This is a genomic window from Leeuwenhoekiella sp. A2 (genome assembly GCF_047946655.1).
GTDB lineage: Bacteria > Bacteroidota > Bacteroidia > Flavobacteriales > Flavobacteriaceae > Leeuwenhoekiella.
The window spans coordinates 2,865,162-2,886,422 of record NZ_CP172311.1 but is presented as its reverse complement, the minus strand read 5'-3'; the positions used below and the strand labels follow the sequence as shown (position 1 = coordinate 2,886,422).

Here is a 21,261-nt window from a genome sequence, read left to right as displayed (position 1 = left end):
CAAGGAGGGGAAAATTTCAGCTTACTGAAATAGGGGTGGTTAAGAAAACTCTAGAGGAATTAAGTTATGAAACTCAAAGTTTGTGGTATGAAATATAATCCAGCCGAGGTCGCGGCACTTCAGCCGGACTATCTGGGTTTTATTTTCTATGAAGATTCGCCACGCCATTTTGAAGGCGACATTCCGGAATTACCTGAAAAAATAAAGAAAGTAGGCGTTTTTGTGGATGAAGAAATGGATACTATTCTTGAAAAAGTAGAACTGTATGACTTTGATATTATCCAGCTTCACGGTAATGAAAGTGTGGAGTTTTGCCAGGAACTAGAGCAGGAATTGTACAATGAACCGCATCAAATAGAAGTCTGGAAGGTATTCGGCATAAAAGATACTTTTGATTTTTCTATTCTTGATGAATACGAACCTTATGTAGATAAATTTCTTTTTGACACAAAAGGAAAAGCAAAAGGCGGAAACGGTTATACTTTTGACTGGCAGATCTTAAAAAAATACGAGTCGGACAAACCTATAATCCTCAGTGGCGGAATAGGTTTAGACGAAATTGACGCTTTAAAGGCGATTTTTGATACAGATCTCCCGATTTATGCGGTAGACGTAAACAGCAAATTTGAAGACAAACCGGGCTTAAAAAACGTTCAGAAATTAGAAGATTTTATAAAAGAAATAAAAATATATGATTGATGAGGAAACCTTTTCTTCAAGAATAGGAATTTAAAACAGGAATACCAGCGCAGCGCCTATTTTTAAAATACGGTTTCGCCGAAGCGAAAATTCCTAAGAAAAGGCATCTTTTTTCTTTGGTTCGTTTCTTTTGGATGAGCAAAAGAAATGAACAGATAAAAAATAAAATTATGAATTATAATGTAAACGAAAAGGGATATTACGGTGATTTCGGTGGAGCATACATCCCAGAGATGCTGTATCCTAACGTAGAAGAGCTACGCCAGAATTATATAAAAATTATGCAGCAGGATGATTTTCAGGAAGAATTTCACCAACTGCTTAAAGAATATGTGGGTCGCCCTACTCCGCTGTATTATGCTAAGCGCTTTTCAGAAAAATATGGCGCAAAAGTTTATCTCAAACGTGAGGATCTTTGCCATACCGGTGCGCATAAAGTAAACAATACGATTGGCCAGATCTTAATGGCGCAACGTCTTGGTAAAAAACGCATAATCGCAGAAACCGGAGCCGGACAGCATGGTGTTGCCACCGCGACAGTTTGTGCGCTTATGGGTCTGGAATGCATAGTTTATATGGGTTCTGTAGATATTAAAAGACAGGCTCCTAATGTGGCTCGTATGAAAATGCTGGGTGCGAAAGTTGTCCCGGCAGTTTCGGGAAGTAAAACGCTAAAGGATGCCACAAACGAGGCCATTCGCGACTGGATTAATAATCCTACAGATACGCATTATATCATTGGCAGTGTTGTTGGTCCACACCCATATCCTGATATGGTGGCACGTTTTCAAAGTGTGATTTCGCAGGAAATTAAAAAACAACTACTTGAAAAAGAAGGCCGTGAAGAACCTGATTTTGTAGTCGCTTGTGTAGGTGGCGGCAGCAATGCGGCAGGTGCTTATTATCATTATCTGGATAATCCCAAAGTGGGAATTATTGCCGTTGAAGCAGCCGGAAAAGGAATTGATACCGGCGAGAGCGCCGCAACCTCAGCATTAGGAAAAGAAGGAATTATTCACGGAAGCAAAACGCTACTCATGCAAACTGAGGACGGACAAATTACTGAACCGTATTCCATCTCTGCCGGACTCGATTACCCCGGTGTTGGCCCTATGCACGCGCATTTGTTTAGAAGTGGTCGCGGGGAGTTTATTTCTGTCACAGATGATGACGCGATGTTAGCAGGACTTGAACTAAGTAAGCTTGAAGGTATTATTCCGGCAATCGAGACTGCTCATGCACTAGCGATTTTTAAAACACGTAAATTTAAAAAGGATGATGTTGTTGTGGTGAATCTAAGCGGTCGCGGTGATAAAGATCTTAATACGTATATAGAATATTTTAATTTGGCTTAGGCCAGATTAATTTTTTCATTTCCGCGAAGGCGGAATAGGCTCCTCTCCTATTTTTAGGAGGGGTGGCAGCGAAAGCTGACGGGGTGGTAAAACCCTTCCAGTTTCGGAAACTCAACCACCTTCCCTTAAAAGGTAAGGAACTTTTTTAAAAAGAATACATTATGAACAGAATCAATCAAAAATTAGCTGAAGACAAAAAGCTACTTTCTATATATTTTACAGCCGGTTATCCTTCAAAAAATGATACGGTTTCGATAATCCAGGATCTTGAAAAAAGTGGGATCGATATGATCGAGATTGGCTTGCCTTTTAGCGATCCGCTGGCAGACGGGCCTACAATTCAGGAAAGTTCTACCGCTGCTTTAAAAAATGGAATGACCACTTCTCTGTTGTTTGAACAACTTAAAGATATTCGCAAAAACGTTTCTATTCCCTTGATTATTATGGGATATTTTAATCCGGTGCTGCAATTTGGTGTTGAGAAGTTCTGTGCAAAATGTGAGGAAATAGGTATTGACGGACTCATTTTACCTGATCTTCCGCTTGCTGAATATGAAGAGCATTACAAGCCTATTTTTGATAAGCACAATCTGAGAAATATTTTCCTCATCACACCGCAAACTTCAGATGAGCGCATCCAGCAGATCGATGAGGCTTCAAACGCATTTATTTACATGGTGAGCAGCGCAAGTACAACGGGCAAAACGAGTGGCTTTGGTGATGCACAAACCGCTTATTTTGACCGAATATCGGCTCTGGAGCTTAAAAATCCGCAGATTGTAGGTTTTGGTATAAACAATGCGGAAACGTTTACTTCCGCTACAGCGAAAGCGAAAGGCGCGATCATAGGTTCAGCATTTATAAAGCATTTAACTGAAGAAGGCACAGGAAAAATCGCCGATTTTGTGTCAAAAATCAGGTAAAACTAATCGAAAATTGGCTCATTAAGAACAGTTTAACCTCTCTTTAAAACAAATTAACGCCTTCATCTTTTAACTTAGGGGTATAATTTAAAAAGATAACGAGATGGATAAGAAATTTGAAAGAAAGACAGAACAAACGACTCCTACTAATCCTACAGGAAATAGAAATGTAGAGACAAATAAGGTAGATATAGACGAGAAAACAATTAAAAAACAAGAAAACAAAAAATAACTAATCCCAAATATCATTAATCAACTGAAAAACCCGGTTCAGCAAATCTGACCCGGGTTTTTTATGTTCATTCATGTTTCCCTGTGGAAATGCTATTCTCTATTATCTGTAGCCAGTTTATAAGTAGGATCTTCCATAATATTTACATCAATAATGGCTTCTGCGTTTTTGAGCAATTTTATGCAGTCCTTACTTAAATGTCTTAGATGAACTTTCTTGCCAGCCTTGTGATAGCGTTGTGTCACCACGTTTAAAGCTTCAATTGCAGACATATCTGAAACACGACTTTCTTTGAAATCAATTATAACATTCTCAGGGTCATTAGCCACATCAAATTTCTCAGTAAACGCAGTTGTAGAAGCAAAGAACAGCGGGCCAAATATTTCGTAGTGCTTTACACCATCTTCATCAACATATTTTCTGGCTCTAATTCTTTTAGCGCTTTCCCAGGCAAAAAACAAAGCAGAGAGAATAACACCTACTAACACGGCCAAAGCTAAATTGTGCAAGATAATTGTAATAAGAGTAACGATTATAACGAGGAAAATATCTTTTTTAGGCACTTTATTAAATATTCTCAAGCTTACCCATTCAAAAGTTCCTATAGCAACCATAATCATAACGCCTACTAAAGCGGCCATTGGTAATTTTTCAATAATTGGAGCGCCAAATAATATTATCATTAGAATAGTTAAAGAAGCTATTATTCCCGCCAAACGCGCTCTTGAGCCAGCCGATAAATTAACTAGAGTCTGAGCGATCATTGGGCAGCCACCCATCCCAAAGAAAAAGCCGTTTAAAATATTAGAACCACCCTGGGCGATGCATTCTCTATTTCCGTTTCCTTTTGTTTCGGTAATTTCATCAACTAAGCTAAGAGTAAGTAAACCCTCTGTTAATCCTACAGCTGCCATAATCATAGAATATGGAGCGATTAGTTTTAAAGTTTCCCAATTAATTGGAATATTAGGTATATGGAATGGAGGAAAACCACCACTAACAGATGCTATGTCTTTTACCGTTTTTGTTTCAATTCCTAAGAAATAAACCAATACAAAAATTACTATAATAGCAACTAATGAGGAGGGAACTGCTTTTGTCACCTTAGGCAATAAAACCACAATTGCAATAGTTAAGGCTACTAAGCCAGCCATTATATATAAAGAAGTTCCAGAAAGCCAGGTAATTTCTCCATTTACTACTGTCTTAAACTGCTCTAATTGTGACATAAATATGATTATAGCTAACCCGTTTACAAAGCCAAACATTACAGGATGAGGCACTAATCGAATAAACTTACCCAATTTGAAAAGCCCAATTAAAAGTTGAATAACACCAGCTAAAGCAACAGCAGCAAGAACATACTCTAACCCGTTTGAATTCATCAGGGCAATCAATGTAATTACTGTAGCTCCTGCTCCACCAGAGATCATGCCTGGTCTGCCTCCAAATATTGCAGTAACCAGACCAGCTATAAAAGAAGCATATAACCCCATTAATGGCGGGAAGCCAGCCAGTATGGCAAATGACAGCGATTCTGGGATCATGGTCATAGCCACAGTTAAACCTGCCAATACCTCTGTTTTATAATTTACCTTTTGCGATAAATCAAATAAGTTGAATACTTTTTTCATAAAATGATAGAAATATGTTGTGGTATGGTTTCTTAATTAGAAAACAAGTAGGTTAAATGCCAATTAATTTTATTGAGAATATCGAATAAGGATTCGACAAATGATTTTGAAGTTATTTCCTGACTTAAATACTTAATTAAGACGAAGTAACCGCGATAAAATGAACTACGTTTTCACAATATCGCTGCAAAAATAACCTTTTTAATCAAAATCACAAGACGTTATAAAACACCTGTTCCTTCTTTTTTAAACCTGTTTAAGGCGATTTTTCTTGCTGTAGAAAAAATTAAAAATTGTAGCCTTCTTTTGAAAAAAGCTTAATGCTGTTAAAGATTTTATAATCCCCCTTATATCTTTTAGTTAGGAGAAATGAATAGCTAAATTTCATCAAAAAATAATTGATGATGAAAAAGATATACTCGGCCATCCTTATGGCGCTCATTATGGCTTCATGTTCTGATAAGGTAACTAAGGAAGAAAAGAAAGAACTGGCAGATAATGGCACCACTTCGGTAGAAACAGCTATAGGCCCATTAGAACTGGTTTCCCCATACACTTCAAAATCTGTGAGCAATAATAGTACTGTTATTGAATGGCCAGAAGGTATGACGCCGCAGGCACCAGAAGGTTTTACAGTAACTCGTTTTGCAGACAATCTGGAACACCCACGGTGGACATATATTGCACCTAACAACGACATTTTTGTAGCAGAAGCTAACACCAGTAACAGCGCAGATCGCGTTACGCTATTGAGAGATACAGATGAAGATGGTGAAGTTGATGAACGCATGATCTTTAAAGATGGGCTCAATCAAAACTTTGGGATGCTTGCTCTTAACGGCTACTTCTATATTGCAAATACAGATGGTCTTTACCGCTGGCCATATAAAGAGGGCGACACTAAACTGGAAGGTGAAGGTGAAAAAATTGTAGATCTTTCTGCAAGTGGTTATAATAATCACTGGACGCGAAATATAATCACCAATGAAGCTGGTGATAAGATTTATATCTCTGTGGGTTCATCAAGCAATGTGGGTGAATACGGAATGGAAAAAGAAGTTAGACGCGCAAATATATTAGAAGTTAACCCTGACGGAAGCGGTGAAATAGTTTACGCTAATGGTTTACGTAACCCTGTGGGTATGGACTGGAATCCTGTGACCGGAGATCTTTGGACAGCTGTGAATGAGCGAGACGAATTAGGTAATAACCTGGTTCCCGATTATATCACAAGTGTAAAAAAAGGTGGTTTTTATGGGTGGCCGTTTAGTTATTATGGTCAAATAAAAGATCCCCGTTGGGAAGATGAGCCACACGATTCATTAGTAGCGGCAGCAATTGTGCCAGATGTGCCTGTAGGCAGTCACACAGCATCTTTAGGCTTAACTTTCTATACAGCAGATGATTTTCCCGCTGAATATAAAAATGGAGCTTTTGTAGGTCAACACGGTTCATGGAATAGAAAACCTTTTTCAGGATATAAAGTACTTTATGTACCTTTTGATCAGAGGAAACCACAGGAACCACAGGATTTTTTAACCGGGTTCATTGCAAATGAAGAAAATAGTGAAGTATATGGCAGACCAGTTTGTGTCGCCGTAGCACCAGACGGTTCTCTTCTTGTAAACGATGATGACAGTGGTATAATCTGGAAAGTAACTGCTAACAAATAAAAAATTGCAAAAACAACTAATCGGCCTGCTGCTTTTCACAGGTAGCATAGCATGGGCTCAACAACCAGCACAAGATTCTATACCTGAAAGAAATTCACTCCCTGAAGTTTTACTGCGCAGTACTCCTGTAATCGATGAATTACAACGGGTGCCGGCGGCAGTAAATGTAATATCAACTGAAAATCTTCAGCGGGGTGATCAAGTTTCTCTTTCTAACGAGATCAATAAAGCGCCTGGCGTTTTTATGCAACAAGGGGCAATAAACACAAGCAGAATCACAATTCGCGGTTTGGGTGCGAGAAGTACTTATTCTACAAATCGAGTGAAAGCTTATTTTGAAGGTATCCCACTTACAACGGGCGAAGGTGAAACGACCCTTGAGGACATTGATCTTAATCTTATAGACCGCATCGAGATAATTAAAGGTCCGGCTTCAAGTAGTTATGGTGCAGGTCTGGGTGGCGTTATAAATATTTCCGCTATTCAACCAGAATATAACACTAAGAAACTTTCGGTTGAAGGGATGGGAGGCTCCTTTGGTCTTCTGAAAAAAAGCGTTTTAGCAAATCTGGGCGGTAATAAGATTGCAGGACTGCTTACCTATAACCAACTTTCTACAGATGGTTATAGAAAAAACAGCGATTATGACCGTAAAATCGTCTCTTTTTATGGAAAAACCGACGTGAATTCTAAAAGCCAATTAGCTTTATTTGTGAACTACACACGCTTAAAAGCATTTATCCCAAGTTCAATAGATGAAGATGATTTTAAAAATGAGCCACAAAAAGCAGCGTTTACATGGGGTCAGGCAAAAGGGTATGAATCTTACGATAAGGTAGTTGCCGGTCTTTCTTATAATTGGCAAATTGACACACACTCCACCTGGAACACCAGCATTTTCACTAATTATCGCGATGGTTATGAGCCAAGACCATTTGACATTCTTGATGAAAATTCTTTTGCATTTGGTATAAGAAGTAATTTAAAATCATCTTTTGATCTGTTTAAGATTCCGGCAAACAGCAGTATAGGTGTTGAATATTTTGATGAAAACTACAAATCGAAAATCTTTGAAAATCTTTACGAAAGCAACGACGGTAACGGTACTCTGCAAGGTGACGCTTTAAGCAGTCAGGAACAGGATCGCAAATATTTAAATCTTTTCGCCCAAATAAATCTTCAGTTTACAGAACGTTTAAAAGGTGAATTTGGCTTAAGCTACAACCACAGCAGATATATTCTAGATGATGGCTTTAATGAGACGGGAGAAGATCGCTCTGGCGCTTATACCTATCCCAGACAATTTTTACCACATGCGGCTTTGACATATGAAGCATTGCAAAATAAATACCTCTACGCATCAGTTAGCCGCGGTTTCTCCTTACCATCTGTAGCAGAAACATTAACACCAGAAGGAGCTATAAATACAGATATAAAACCAGAAACAGGAATAAGTTATGAAGTGGGTGTAAAAGCAACTTGGTTGGACAAAAAATTATATACAGAACTTGCTCTTTATAGCATTCAGGTTGATAATTTATTAGTTGCAGAGCGCGTTGCAGAAGATCAATATGTGGGCGTTAATGCGGGAAAAACCAATCATGACGGTATAGAATTTCTGGTAAATTATGATCAAAATCTTTCAGCAAACTGGGCTTTAAAACCGTATGCCTCAATAGCGATAAATAACTATAAATTTGACGAATTTGTAAATAATGATACAGATTATAGCGGTAACGATCTCACGGGAGTACCAGATAATGTTCTCAATTTTGGCTTAGACGTGGTAAATTATAAGCGATTTAAATTTTCTACAAACTATCGGCATGTGGGGATGATCCCTCTTAATGATGCAAATGCGCTTTACAGCGAAAGTTATGATCTTGTAAACCTGCGTGCAGATTACAGTTTCAATATATTTAGCAATTTAGCGGGAACTGTTTATTCTGGTGTGAATAATGTTTTTGACGCAAATTACGCCGCGCAGATATTACCTAATGCAACAGGATTTGGTGGTGCTTCTCCCCGATTTTATTATCCCGGAGATCCTGTAAATTGGTATGCAGGTTTAAAAATAATGATCAATTAATTTTCCTTTTTAGAAGATTTGTAATCTGAAATTATTTTTTGAAACTGACTGTTCAGATCGATGATTCTGTCAAGAAGCTGAAAGTGATTTTCTTCTAAAAGAAGATCACTTTTTAAGTTTTGAGCCGAACAGAAATCAAGGAATAACTCATGATATTCAGGGAGAATTTGCAGCTGGTGAGTTAGTAGCTCTTTTGTGAAAAGATTGTCACTTTCAAAAAGTGATTGCAATTGAATATAGGTAATTGTTGTAGTATCTTCTTTTTTATTTTTCGATTTAAACAAACCGGCAATCAGCCCGGCGACTTTAATGAGATCCATTCCGCCGGAAGGCTTTGGGTAATATAAATATGGATTTTCTTTTATATCATTTTGAATAGCATTACTAAAATTAGCATCATATTCTTCGATCTTAAATTCTTTTTCCTTCTTTGCTGATGAAAGTTTTACTTCATCTAATTCATTATTGATTTCTTTCAAATCAACCACCCATACCTGATCTAATTGATACGGTTCTATTAGAAATATCTGTTTCTCATGAAATGCAGCACTCACTATAATTGAGTCATTAACTGCAGCAGCTATCTTAAAATCGCCCTTCTCATCACTTAAAACAGCCTTATCCTGAGTAATATTTTGTACAAGTGCACCTTCTAAGGTTTTATCTGCTGCATAAATCTTACCGCGAGTGGTTTGCGAGAACAGGGCATGAGAAATAAATAGTAACAAAAGAAGTAATAGTCTTGGCATATAGCATGTTTACATTCAACACATAAAGACAGCTATAAATAAGCTAAAGTTGCAGAAATTTAAATTAACCGGTGCGAAAAAGCACCTGTTTTGACCGATTTTCATCCGATTAAAGGAGGTTTTTATTCTGCTCTTACAGAATCTGGAACAAGACCGGTGTAATCGCCACCGTTGCGTATAACATCGCGCACAATGGAAGAAGAAATGTAACTTTTACCTGATGAAGTAAGTAGAAACACAGTTTCTATCTGGGCAAGTTTTCTATTAGTGTGGGCGATTGCTTTTTCAAACTCAAAATCTCCCGGATTGCGTAATCCTCTTAAGATAAAACCGGCATCATTGGCATTACAAAAATCTACGGTTAGCCCTTTATAAGTCATCACTTTAATTTTGGGTTGATCTTTAAAGGTCTCCCGTAAAAAATATTCCCTTTTCTCTTGTGAGAACATGTATTTCTTTTCGGCATTTACACCTATTGCAAGAATAATCTCATCAAAAAGTGTTAGTCCGCGATCTATAATATCACAATGTCCTAAGGTAAGCGGATCAAAAGATCCCGGAAATACAGCTCGTTTCAATGGGTATGTTTTTAGAGATGTTTAAAATTAGGCAATAAAAAGGGAAGACAATAATTATTGTTTCTATTGCTTTATAGCCGCTTCAATTACGTTACCAAACAATTCTGCCAAAGTTATCCCGGCAGCTTTCGCCTGTTGCGGAATTATACTTGCCGGGCTTAATCCCGGTGTAGTATTAACCTCAAGAAAATGAGGTTCACCGTTTTTAAATATAAATTCTGCTCTGGTGAGACCTTTTAAGCTTAAAGCCTTAAAAACTTTTTCTGCTTCTTCCTGTACGGCTTTGGTTTGTTCTGGTGTTATCCTTGCCGGAGTAATCTCTTGAGATTTACCCTGATATTTTGCCTCATAATCAAAAAAATCATTTTCGCTTACGATTTCAGTAACGGGCAGCGCCATCACTTTACCCTTATAATTAATCACACCTACTGAAACTTCGGTACCATCTAAAAAGGACTCAATAATAATCTCATCATCTTCATTAAAGGCATTTTCTATTGCGGCAGGTAATTCTTCTTCAGTATAAACTTTAGAAACTCCAAAACTGCTTCCCGCTTTATTAGCCTTTACAAAACAAGGCAATCCTACTCGATCAATAATGGCCTTTTTATCTATAAAATCGCCTTTATTGATATAAAAATTGACCGCTGTTTTTATTCCGTACGGTTTTACTGCGCTAATGCAATCCCGCTTATTAAATGTGAGCGCAGCCTGGTAAAAGTCACAAGCTGTCTGTGGTATACCCATCAATTCAAGATATGCCTGTAAGAGACCGTCTTCTCCCGGGGTACCATGAATTGTATTAAATGCAGCATCAAAAGAAATGACAGTATCTTCTATCAATACCGTAAAATTTTCTTTATTTACGGGTACACTAGTTCCATCTTCTAATTGGCAGACCCAGCCTTCTTTTAGTATTTCAACCGCGTAAGGTTCATATAAATCTCGATCAAGATTATCCATCACAGTTTTTCCGCTTTTAAGCGAAATTTCAACCTCACTCGAATAGCCGCCCATAAGGACAGCGATATTTTTTTTTGACATATTAAAAAGAGATAATTGCCGTTTAAATCTTGACTATTTACACTTCAAAAGAACGGCTTTTTTATAATATTTGGTAAAAAAAGTAGTTGCAATTGAGGGTCGCTTAATTTTAAGTAAGTTTGTACGCTCTTTAATAAATAACACATGGGTTTAATACGGTTTATCTTCAGCAAGGCATTTGTAAAGCAATTGCTCCTTGCCTTACTGGTTTTAATTGTTTTGGTATTTGTAATCCTTTTTTGGTTAAAATCATCAACTAATCACGATCAACGTATTTCTGTACCAGATCTTAGCAAAATGACCCTTAATTTAGTAAAACAGCAACTTGATGATGCAGATCTTAATTATGTGGTGATAGATTCTTCTAACTACAATCCTGATTACCCTAAATATTCGGTTATTGAGCAAACGCCAGGCCCGGGTAAATTTGTAAAAGAAGATCGAAAGATCTACTTAGTTCTTAATCCTTCAGGATATCGCAAGATAGAAGTACCCAATATCGTAGGTCGCACACGCCGCCAGGCAGAACCTACTCTTGTTGCCTTAGGTTTTAAAGTAGGTAAAATAGATTACCGCGATTATATCGCAAAAGATGAAGTACTCGAGATGCGCTATAAAGGGCAAACAATAAAAGCAGGCGAAAGATTACAAAAAACGGCGATTATAGATCTGGTTTTAGGCAATGGTCTTACCCGTTACAAACCCACAGAAGATAGTGAATAAAAATATGATGCAAGATTCTAACGAAATAGAAAACGAGCAGGATGATGAGTTGTATGAGCATCATTGTTTTACCGCAAGAAATGGGCAGGAACCTTTAAGAGTTGACAAATTCCTGATGAATTTTGTTGAGAAAGCTACCCGCAACAAACTGCAAAAAGCTGCAAAAAATGGTAATATTCAGGTAAACGGTGAGGTTGTAAAACAAAATTACAAAGTAAAAGCCGGCGATGTTGTACGGGTGATGTTTGAGCATCCGCCTTATGAGTTTTTGCTTACGCCAGAGAATATCCCCTTAAATATTGTTTATGAAGATGACGCGCTTCTGGTAGTTAATAAACCGGCAGGTATGGTTGTGCATCCCGGGCATGGTAATTATAGTGGCACCCTAATAAACGCATTGACCTATCACTTTGAGAACCTTCCTGAAAACAGCAGCGGCAGACCGGGGCTGGTACATCGCATAGATAAAGACACAAGTGGATTGCTGGTTGTTGCTAAGACAGAGCAGGCAATGACACATCTTGCAAAACAATTTTTTAATAAAACCAGTGAGCGAGAATATGTGGCTATAGTTTGGGGAAATGTAGAAGAAGATGAAGGCACTGTAGAAGGTCACATAGGCCGTCACCCCAAGAATAGAATGCAAAACACAGTTTATGAAGACGGTGAACAAGGTAAAGAAGCCGTTACTCATTATAAAGTAATAGAACGCTTAGGTTACGTCACGCTTATCTCCTGCAAATTAGAGACAGGTCGCACACACCAGATACGTGTGCATATGAAATATATAGGCCACACCTTATTCAACGATGAGCGATACGGTGGTGATGCCATTTTAAAAGGCACAACCTTTACTAAGTATAAACAGTTTGTTGAAAATTGTTTTAAGGTACTGCCGCGACAAGCTTTACATGCGAAAACATTAGGCTTTAAGCACCCCGTAACGGGCGAGTGGAAACGCTTTGACAGCGAAATACCAGATGATATGCAAGCATGTATAGAGAAGTGGCGTAATTATGCTAAGCATCAAAATACGTAAACTTTGGGCATCTTTGAAGTTGCATTTGTAACTTTAAGGAAACTCTATTTATTTCTGTTTATGCTTGATAATTTTTCAGAACAAACGCAGCTTATTATTCTTGTAATAATTATTGCCGTTCTTGTGCTTTTAGTTTTTGCAAACAACCGCAAGAATAAGAACAAGCTCTACGATAGGAAAGGCAGGGATTTTAAAAAGAATTTCCATGAGCGAAAGAAAAACAAACGCTAAGGTTTCATGAAAGTATATACTAAAACAGGTGATGATGGCACAACAGCACTCTTTGGTGGCACGCGAGTATCTAAACACCATATACGCATAGAAAGCTACGGCACTGTTGATGAACTCAATTCTCATTTAGGCTTGATAAGAGATCAACAAATAGATGATCACACCGCTAATACTTTACAACTCATACAAGAAAATCTATTCACTTTAGGTGCAATACTTGCCACAGACCCGCAAAAATCGGTCTTAAAGAACGGAAAACCTCGTTTAGACATTCCATTAATTACTGAAGAGGATGTCATGCTGCTTGAGCATGAGATGGATGCAATGTATGCTCACCTCCCTCCTATGACTCATTTTATTCTCCCGGGAGGGCACCAAACCGTGTCATACTGTCACATAGCGCGTTGTGTATGTCGAAGAGCAGAGCGGATGGCCACCGCACTTTTTGATATTGAACCATTTGACTCAAATGCCTTAAAATATTTAAACAGACTTTCTGACTATCTTTTTGTACTGGCACGGAAGTTGTCAAATGATTTGCAAGCAAAAGAAATAAAGTGGATTCCTAAAAAAGGAAAGTAGCACTTTTCTTTTTACTCGTAATAAAGTCTTATTTCATAAGGTATTACATACGTTCTTATAAATAATTTGAAATAATTGATTATTTACTTGGTTATTACGTGTAAAAAATTATTTTTGCAAAAAATAATTAATACGTTAACCTATGTACTGGACTTTAGAATTAGCCTCACACTTGAGCGATGCACCTTGGCCGGCAACAAAAGATGAATTAATCGATTATGCGATTAGAACGGGAGCGCCACTTGAGGTTGTAGAAAATCTACAGGCGATGGAAGACGAGGGCGATTCTTATGATTCTATCGATGAGATTTGGCCAGACTATCCATCTGATGAAGACTACCTCTGGAATGAGGATGAATACTAAGAAATACTAAACAAACAAATAGAAAGTCTCACCTAAGAGGCTTTTTTTTTGTTTAAATTTGAACCTATTTTTATATATAAATACAACCACCTATTATGGGATTACTAGATAAGGTATTAAAGGTTTTTGTAGGAGATAAATCCAAGCAGGATGTGGCTTCTATTATGCCTATCGTTGAAAAGATTAAAAGTTTTGAAGGTGATCTGGAAAAACTTTCTCATGATTCATTGAGAGAAAAGACCATTGCTTTTAAAGCACAAATTGCAAATGCATTAAGCGAGGTAAATACAAAAATCGCACAGCTTGAGACAGAAGCAGATGCCACTGAAGATATTGACCGCAAAGAAGAAATCTATACAGAAATTGATTCTCTTAAAAATGATGCTTACGAGATAAGTGAGAATACACTTAACGAGATCTTACCAGAAGCGTTTGCTGTAGTTAAAGAAACTGCCAAACGCTTTTTTCATAATAAAGAGATTGAAGTTACGGCCAGCGCATTTGATCGTGAACTAAGTGCTGAAAAGGATTACGTACGTTTAGAAGGTGATCACGCCTTTTGGGCAAACAGCTGGGATGCAGCAGGAAAACCCATCACCTGGGATATGATACATTATGATGTACAGTTAATAGGTGGTGTGGCGATGCATCAGGGTAAAATTGCCGAGATGCAAACTGGTGAAGGTAAAACATTAGTGGCAACCCTTCCCATGTATCTTAATGCCCTTACGGGAAATGGAGTACATCTTGTAACCGTAAACGATTATCTGGCAAAGCGTGACAGCGCATGGATGGCACCATTGTTTCAGTTTCACGGTCTTACGATAGACTGTATTGATGTGCACAGACCTAACTCAGCTGCCAGACGTAAAGCTTACGCTGCAGACATCACATATGGTACAAACAATGAATTTGGTTTTGATTACCTGCGTGATAACATGGCGCACTCACCTAGTGATTTGGTTCAACGCCCGCACAACTATGCTATTGTAGATGAAGTAGATTCTGTTCTTGTAGATGATGCTCGTACTCCGCTTATAATTTCGGGACCGGTTCCTAAAGGAGATCAACATGAGTTTGATGCTTTAAAACCTCAGGTTGATAGTCTCGTTAATTTACAGCGCCAGCAACTAACAGGTACTTTGGCTGAAGCCAAAAAACTTATAGCAGAGGGTAACACAAAAGAAGGTGCCGTACAATTACTTCGCGTTTATCGTGGCCTTCCTAAAAATAAGGCATTGATAAAATACCTTAGTGAAGAAGGAATAAGACAATTGCTGCAGAAGACAGAGAATCATTACATGCAGGATAACAATCGTGAAATGCATAAAATAGATGCAGAATTGTATTTCACAATTGATGAGAAAAATAATCAGATTGAGCTTACAGATAAAGGGATAGAGAAAATTTCAGGTAAAGAGGATCCTAACTTTTTCGTTATGCCAGAAATGGGAATGGAAATAAGCAAGATTGAGACTTCAGGCCTTTCAACAGAAGAACAGGCTACTAAAAAAGAAGAACTCTTTCGCGATTTCAGCGTAAAAAGTGAGCGCATTCATACAATGAACCAATTACTCAAAGCATATACACTGTTTGAAAAAGATACAGAGTATGTTGTGATGGATAATAAGGTGAAAATTGTAGATGAGCAAACCGGTCGTATTATGGACGGTCGTAGATATAGTGATGGTTTACACCAGGCTATTGAAGCTAAAGAGAATGTAAAGATTGAAGATGCTACACAAACCTTTGCTACAATAACCCTGCAAAATTATTTTAGAATGTACCGCAAGCTGTCTGGTATGACTGGTACAGCTGTAACAGAAGCTGGTGAGTTCTGGGAAATTTATGAACTTGATGTTGTAGAGATACCTACTAACAGACCAATTGCACGTGATGATCGCGATGATAAAGTTTACAAGACTAAGCGCGAGAAGTACAACGCCGTTATAGACGAGGTAAATAAACTCACAGACGCAGGTCGTCCTGTTCTTATAGGTACAACATCTGTTGAAATTTCAGAATTGCTAAGCCGTATGCTTACAATTAGAAAAATTCAACATAATGTGCTTAACGCGAAATTACACAAAAAAGAGGCAGATATTGTTGCTGATGCAGGTAATGCCGGTCAGGTGACAATTGCAACTAACATGGCAGGTCGTGGTACAGATATAAAGTTAAGTGCCGAAGTTAAAAAAGCAGGCGGTCTGGCAATTATTGGTACAGAGCGTCATGATTCAAGACGTGTAGACAGACAGTTACGTGGTCGTTCTGGACGCCAGGGAGATCCAGGAAGTTCTCAATTCTACGTTTCATTAGAAGACAACCTTATGCGTCTATTTGGTTCTGAACGCATCGCTAAAATGATGGACCGTATGGGTCTTGAGGAAGGTGAGGTTATCCAGCACTCAATGATCTCTAAATCAATAGAGCGCGCACAGAAAAAAGTAGAAGAAAACAACTTTGGTATTCGTAAACGTCTTTTAGAATATGACGATGTTATGAATGCGCAGCGTGAAGTTATCTACAAGCGTCGTTACCATGCTCTGTACGGGGAACGTCTTCGTGTAGATTTAGCAAACATGATCTATGACACGTCTGAGGTTATTGCAGAGACCAATAAAGCAGCACAGGATTATAAAAACTTTGAGTTTGAGCTTATCCGCTTCTTTTCTATGGGTAGCCCGGTAGAAGAGAAAGAATTCAACTCATTAAACACACAACAGTTAGCCGGAAAGATATACAAAGCCGCTCTCGTTCATTATAGAGAGAAAATGGCGCGTAATGCAGCCGTTGCTTTTCCTATTATTAAAAATGTATATGAAAACCCGGAAAGCAAATATGAACGTATTGTTGTACCATTCTCTGATGGCAATAAAGAACTAAAAGTTGTTACCAATCTTAAGGATGCTTATGAAAGTGAAGGTAAACAGCTTATAACCGATTTTGAAAAGAATATTACTCTCGCCATTATAGATGACGCCTGGAAGACACATTTGCGTAAAATGGATGAGCTGAAACAGAGTGTTCAATTAGCTGTTCATGAACAAAAGGATCCTCTGTTGATCTATAAGTTTGAAGCCTTTGAATTGTTCAAACAAATGATAGAAGAGGTTAATAAAGATGTGATATCATTCTTATTTAAAGGAGAGTTACCTGTACAGGAGCAGGGACAAATACGAGAGGCGCGTCAAGTACGTCAAACTGAAAAGATGGAAACTTCTAAAGAAGAGATACAAAATCTTGATGAACGTGCTGCTCAAAGTCGTGCTGCGGGAGGTAACACCCAACCCAGACAACAACAAATTACTGAAACGATCGTTCGTGACCATCCCAAAATTGGCCGTAACGATAGGGTTACACTTAAAAATGTCATGAATGGAGAAAATAAATCTATGAAATACAAACAAGCGATACCTCTTATTGAAAAAGGAGATTGGGTGATTGTTGAAGATTAAATAATCGCTTTTTAAAACAAAAAACCCGAAGCAATTGCTTCGGGTTTTTTGTTTTAATGAAGAGCACGATATGTGCATCTAACTTTGTCCGGACGAAACAAAACACAACACAAACTCAAAAAGTTAATCTGGAAAATAACTCTAAAACTAACCCGATTTTTTAAACGATTTAAACGATTTTCACCCTTTTTAGGCCGATTTTTCATTGAGAAAATCGGTTGAAGATGGGTTAAAATCTTCTACTACGTTATTTAAAAAACTATTATAATTCTTTAATTCAAGCGGAACATCTGCATTCTTTTCCATGTCATGAAAATGATTTGTTGCTAAAAGTTCCATTCCGGCAAATGCATTCATCCTGTGAAAACCGAACATAACACCGTTATCTACACTCCTTTGATCAAAGAACTCACCTTCTAAGGTAAATGCCTCTTTTGGCGCATTCCAACTTGTGGTGAGAATATATTTCTTTCCGTTCATTAAACCACCGGTGCCGTAATTAATAGCCGGGTTTTTACGACTACGGCCATCGCTTGCATATATTCCATTTTGATGCCCCGCTGTGAAAACTGTATCTATATATTCTTTGAATCCAAATGGAATCTGAAACCACCAGATAGGCGTGTGATATATAATAAGATCTGCCCACTTAAATTTCTCAACCTCTTCCATAGCGTCATAATCATCACCCACCTGGATTGATTTAACTGCATAACCAGCTAAAGAATTAAAATAGGTAATTGTATTCTCAAACAAAGTCGCGTTAAACTTACCACCTGAATGAGCAAATGGATGCCCTCCGTTAATTATAAAAATATTTTTCATCTGAATTAATTATTATTTATCAAGCAAAATTAAATACCTGATATCTATTTATATAATAATACAATTCATACTTTTGTATTAAAATATTAATAGAGATGATCAATCTGGAGTGGTATAGAACATTTAAAGCGATTTATGAAAATGGAACTCTTACTAAGGCATCAACTGTATTGTACGCTTCCCAACCGGGAGTTAGCGTACACTTAAATGCCTTAGAAGCTTATGTAGGCAAAAAACTTTTTGAACGTACCTCCAGAAAAATGATTCCTACCGAAGATGGCAAATACTTGTATGAATACATTTTTGAATCTCTCAATAATCTGGAAATAGCAGAGCAACATTTTAAAAAAACTACACAAGAAAAAAATCCTTCCTTGCATATTGGGATGTGTTCTGAAACTTTTCAGCTTATTATAGAACCAGAAATACCTAAACTGCATTTTGATCTCGAGGCCAGATTTGGTGCTCATCAGGAATTAATAAAAGATTTAAATAATGGTATTTTAGATCTGGTCATAACTCCACAAAAGAAAAGTGATAAAAAATCATTAGTAAATTATACGCCATTTTCAACGGAGCGTATTGTGCTAATCGCAGGCGTAAAAACCGAGACTACAAAAATAAACGAACTTATAAGTAGCAAGAATTGGAAGAGTCTTGAAAATGAGTTGCAACACAAAATTTGGTACAGTGCCTCAAATGAGATGGAGCATTTTAGAAGATTCTGGTTCGAGAACTTCAATAAACGTCCAGCCTTCAAACCCAATTATATTTTACCAAGTATCAATTCTATAATTAGATGTCTAAGTAATGAAAATGGTTTTGCACTAGTCCCTGATTTTCTATGTCAAAACGCAATTAACAATAACGAAATCAAGCTCGTTTGGGGCGGAAAAGTTAAAACGGAAAATACTTTATATTTCGCTTCACGAACAGACTTACAGCATAAGAAAGAATTACAAATACTTGAAAATATCTTTAAATCGAAAATGAAGAAATTAATAATCACAGAATAATTCTTTATACCCTGCTCCAGACAATATTTCACATGCCTTTTTTGAGTTTCTAAGACGTGAATCTATTCTTTATTTACTCACAATCTGACAATTAACTAAAAACGTGAAACTTTACCTAAATTTAATCTAAAGCAGTTTTGAAATTTCAGTTTTAAATTTAGCTTTACACAAAATTTCACTGTGTTTTCCCGAGAGCGTTTATATAAAGAATTACATCAGGCTACAAACATGACGCCCGCAGAACTTCGTGCCTGGCTGCGCACAGATATTGCACCATTAACGGTTGCAAACTATAAAGATTCGCCGTCTCTTGAGCAATCCAGAAAGTTTCTAAAGGTGCTTTCACTACAAGTAGAAGAGCTAACTTCTGCAGACTGCCAGATCATACAAACTATGCTTCATCGTATCAATTACGTTAAACGAAGCAGAAACACCCACAGCGCTTCAAAAGCAGACTGGGAAAATAGCCTGAGAAATATGGGCTATGATATGCGCAAAGAAGTAAAAGCTGTAAAGAAAACTTCAGTATACTATTAGGCCATAGTAGTTATTTTTCTCAATTCTCCACTATTATTTCAATGTAATTTTCAGTAACTTAACATGATAATTTAAGAGCGCTGATTATGTTGTCTTGTAGAATGGAAATGAAATGGGCGGTCATATTTACCTTTTCCGGTCTGCTCTGGATGGGTTTTGAAAAAATTATGGGCTGGCATGATGAGAATATAGAGAATCAGGCTATTTACACAAACCTCTACGCATTGGTCGCTATCGCTGTGTATGTCTTGGCTCTGTATGACAAGCGCAATAATTTTTATGGCGGTATCATGAGCTGGAAACAAGGTTTTAGATCTGGCATAATCCTCACCTTTTTTTTGTGTCTTCTCGCGCCATTGTCACAATATATTACCAGCACTTTTATTACACCAGAGTATTTTGATAAAGCGATTGCCTACGCAGTCTCAAGTGGCAATAGCACCACAGAACACGCAGAGTCCTACTTCAATTTAAAAAATTATGTAGTGTACGCTACAATGGGGGCTTTAATTATGGGCATAATAACTTCTGCAGTAGTCGCTCTTTTTATTCGCAGAGATTAAAAAAATCGGTTTTTTTGTGACTAAAATCGGGAAAAAGCAGGTTGATTTTCTATTTTAGCAGGTATGAAAAAAGACCTTCCTTATCAGCTTATATGTTCAGATATTGACGGAACATTGCTAGATGTAAATCGCGATATTTCTGAAGAAACCCTTGCTGTATTCAAAAAGCTTAACGGGCATTTGCCCATCCTTCTCGCCTCTTCGCGTATGCCAAGTGCCATGCATTATCTGCAGAAAAAACTGAATATTGAAGGCGCTCCTCTCATCGCCTACAATGGTGGACTTATTCTTGGTGAAAATGGAACTGTGATAGAAAGTAATTCTTTTTCGCTTGAAGTGCTTAAAACCGTAATTAGCAACCGCAACTCGGGAAGTTTTGGTTACAACATCAGTATATACAGCAATGACGACTGGTTTACAGAAACTGAAGATTACTGGACCAAGCGGGAGATCAATAACACGCGCGTAAAACCTACGTTAAGTTCGCTGGAAAAAACCTCAGATTATCTGTCAAAAAACGGTCAAAATCCGCATAAAATCATGTGCATGGGTAATGAACTTGAGATTGATGCGTTAGTAGATGAATTATCACTAAAGCACAAACAGGATGTCAATCTATACCGCTCAAAAAATACATATTTAGAAATAACAGCCAGAAATATTGATAAGAGCCTTGCCTTAAAAGTGCTTCTCGATGAATACTATCATATATCTATAGAGAAAGTAATAGCCTTTGGTGATAATCACAATGATGTAGAGATGTTACAGCAAGTAGGTCTGGGTGTAGCAATGGCAAACGCCACTGAAAATGTAAAAGCTATCGCAGGTAAAGTAAGTTTGTACACAAATAAAGAACACGCTGTTGCGAAAGCTATTCAGCAATGGCTGCTGGGTGAATTATAAACAAAAAAAAGGGGCGCGCTCCAACCAAAAAACACGCCCCTCAA

General features: G+C 37.6%; 21 protein-coding genes. 16 read left to right on the top strand and 5 right to left on the bottom strand.

All coding sequences use genetic code 11. The annotated features are described in order from the left end of the window. The first annotated feature begins 87 nt into the window (after positions 1–87). From ACH3PA_RS12735 to ACH3PA_RS12720, 4 genes are all read left to right on the top strand, one after another. Positions 88–699 (top strand): phosphoribosylanthranilate isomerase, encoded by a 612-nt coding sequence (locus ACH3PA_RS12735; protein WP_416443626.1) that lies wholly within the window; start codon positions 88–90, stop codon positions 697–699. 170 nt (positions 700–869) lie between these two features. After that, complete coding sequence (gene trpB / locus ACH3PA_RS12730; protein WP_416443628.1) at positions 870–2,054, top strand: tryptophan synthase subunit beta; 1,185 nt, start codon at positions 870–872, stop codon at positions 2,052–2,054. A 161-nt stretch (positions 2,055–2,215) separates the two neighbouring features. Continuing rightward, complete coding sequence (trpA, locus tag ACH3PA_RS12725) at positions 2,216–2,977, top strand: tryptophan synthase subunit alpha (RefSeq protein ID WP_416443630.1); 762 nt, start codon at positions 2,216–2,218, stop codon at positions 2,975–2,977. Between the two features lie 103 nt (positions 2,978–3,080). Continuing rightward, complete coding sequence (locus ACH3PA_RS12720; RefSeq protein WP_416443632.1) at positions 3,081–3,209, top strand: hypothetical protein; 129 nt, start codon at positions 3,081–3,083, stop codon at positions 3,207–3,209. A 92-nt stretch (positions 3,210–3,301) separates the two neighbouring features. Here the strand turns inward: ACH3PA_RS12720 and ACH3PA_RS12715 are convergent, their stop codons facing one another. Next, the gene (locus ACH3PA_RS12715; RefSeq protein WP_416443634.1) at positions 3,302–4,843 is read right to left on the bottom strand and encodes a SulP family inorganic anion transporter; all 1,542 of its coding nucleotides are present in this window, start codon (positions 4,841–4,843) and stop codon (positions 3,302–3,304) included. A gap of 404 nt (positions 4,844–5,247) precedes the next feature. On the opposite strand from ACH3PA_RS12715, the gene ACH3PA_RS12710 reads away from it, so the two are divergent. Together ACH3PA_RS12710 and ACH3PA_RS12705 are read left to right on the top strand one after the other, a co-directional pair. After that, entirely contained in the window at positions 5,248–6,516 is a 1,269-nt protein-coding gene (locus tag ACH3PA_RS12710) for a PQQ-dependent sugar dehydrogenase (RefSeq protein WP_416446599.1), read from the top strand. Between the two features lie 4 nt (positions 6,517–6,520). Further along, positions 6,521–8,605 carry a TonB-dependent receptor family protein gene (locus tag ACH3PA_RS12705; RefSeq protein ID WP_416443636.1) on the top strand — a complete coding sequence of 695 codons (2,085 nt, stop codon included), beginning with the start codon at positions 6,521–6,523 and terminating at the stop codon, positions 8,603–8,605. On the opposite strand, the gene ACH3PA_RS12700 is transcribed toward ACH3PA_RS12705, so the two are convergent. From ACH3PA_RS12700 to ACH3PA_RS12690, 3 genes are all read right to left on the bottom strand, one after another. Beyond that, positions 8,602–9,354, bottom strand: coding sequence for a hypothetical protein (locus tag ACH3PA_RS12700; RefSeq protein WP_416443638.1), 753 nt, complete (start codon positions 9,352–9,354; stop codon positions 8,602–8,604). The two genes, ACH3PA_RS12705 and ACH3PA_RS12700, sit on opposite strands and share 4 nt — an antisense overlap. A 122-nt stretch (positions 9,355–9,476) precedes the next feature. Then, positions 9,477–9,932 carry a pantetheine-phosphate adenylyltransferase gene (coaD, locus tag ACH3PA_RS12695; protein WP_416443640.1) on the bottom strand — a complete coding sequence of 152 codons (456 nt, stop codon included), beginning with the start codon at positions 9,930–9,932 and terminating at the stop codon, positions 9,477–9,479. A gap of 63 nt (positions 9,933–9,995) precedes the next feature. After that, positions 9,996–10,976, bottom strand: a complete 981-nt coding sequence (locus ACH3PA_RS12690) for a D-alanine--D-alanine ligase (protein WP_416443642.1) — start codon at positions 10,974–10,976, stop codon at positions 9,996–9,998. A gap of 144 nt (positions 10,977–11,120) precedes the next feature. Between ACH3PA_RS12690 and ACH3PA_RS12685 the strand changes: the two genes are divergently transcribed. From ACH3PA_RS12685 to secA, 6 genes are all read left to right on the top strand, one after another. Next, positions 11,121–11,699, top strand: coding sequence for a PASTA domain-containing protein (locus ACH3PA_RS12685; protein WP_416443644.1), 579 nt, complete (start codon positions 11,121–11,123; stop codon positions 11,697–11,699). A 7-nt stretch (positions 11,700–11,706) separates the two neighbouring features. Then, positions 11,707–12,738: an RluA family pseudouridine synthase gene (locus tag ACH3PA_RS12680; protein ID WP_416446601.1), complete on the top strand. Its 1,032-nt coding sequence runs from the start codon at positions 11,707–11,709 to the stop codon at positions 12,736–12,738. Between the two features lie 3 nt (positions 12,739–12,741). After that, positions 12,742–12,969, top strand: coding sequence for a hypothetical protein (locus tag ACH3PA_RS12675; protein ID WP_416443646.1), 228 nt, complete (start codon positions 12,742–12,744; stop codon positions 12,967–12,969). A 6-nt stretch (positions 12,970–12,975) separates the two neighbouring features. Continuing rightward, positions 12,976–13,551, top strand: a complete 576-nt coding sequence (locus tag ACH3PA_RS12670) for a cob(I)yrinic acid a,c-diamide adenosyltransferase (RefSeq protein WP_416443648.1) — start codon at positions 12,976–12,978, stop codon at positions 13,549–13,551. Positions 13,552–13,693: 142 nt separating this feature from the next. Next, a complete protein-coding gene (locus ACH3PA_RS12665) occupies positions 13,694–13,915 on the top strand; it encodes a DUF2795 domain-containing protein (RefSeq protein WP_416443650.1) in 222 nt (73 codons plus the stop codon). Positions 13,916–14,010: 95 nt separating this feature from the next. Beyond that, positions 14,011–17,373, top strand: a complete 3,363-nt coding sequence (gene secA / locus ACH3PA_RS12660; RefSeq protein WP_416443652.1) for a preprotein translocase subunit SecA — start codon at positions 14,011–14,013, stop codon at positions 17,371–17,373. A gap of 189 nt (positions 17,374–17,562) precedes the next feature. Here the strand turns inward: secA and ACH3PA_RS12655 are convergent, their stop codons facing one another. Continuing rightward, complete coding sequence (locus tag ACH3PA_RS12655; protein WP_416443654.1) at positions 17,563–18,198, bottom strand: NAD(P)H-dependent oxidoreductase; 636 nt, start codon at positions 18,196–18,198, stop codon at positions 17,563–17,565. A gap of 95 nt (positions 18,199–18,293) precedes the next feature. Between ACH3PA_RS12655 and ACH3PA_RS12650 the strand changes: the two genes are divergently transcribed. The 4 genes from ACH3PA_RS12650 to ACH3PA_RS12635 all read left to right on the top strand — a co-directional run bounded on the left by ACH3PA_RS12650 (position 18,294) and on the right by ACH3PA_RS12635 (position 21,217). Then, on the top strand, positions 18,294–19,214 hold the full coding sequence (locus ACH3PA_RS12650) for a LysR family transcriptional regulator (protein WP_416443656.1): 921 nt from the start codon (positions 18,294–18,296) through the stop codon (positions 19,212–19,214). Positions 19,215–19,394: 180 nt separating this feature from the next. Next, complete coding sequence (locus ACH3PA_RS12645; RefSeq protein ID WP_416443658.1) at positions 19,395–19,751, top strand: DUF3140 domain-containing protein; 357 nt, start codon at positions 19,395–19,397, stop codon at positions 19,749–19,751. Positions 19,752–19,837: 86 nt separating this feature from the next. Then, the gene (locus ACH3PA_RS12640; RefSeq protein WP_416443660.1) at positions 19,838–20,314 is read left to right on the top strand and encodes a DUF4199 domain-containing protein; all 477 of its coding nucleotides are present in this window, start codon (positions 19,838–19,840) and stop codon (positions 20,312–20,314) included. 63 nt (positions 20,315–20,377) lie between these two features. Further along, positions 20,378–21,217, top strand: a complete 840-nt coding sequence (locus tag ACH3PA_RS12635) for a Cof-type HAD-IIB family hydrolase (RefSeq protein WP_416443662.1) — start codon at positions 20,378–20,380, stop codon at positions 21,215–21,217. Positions 21,218–21,261: the final 44 nt, after the last annotated feature.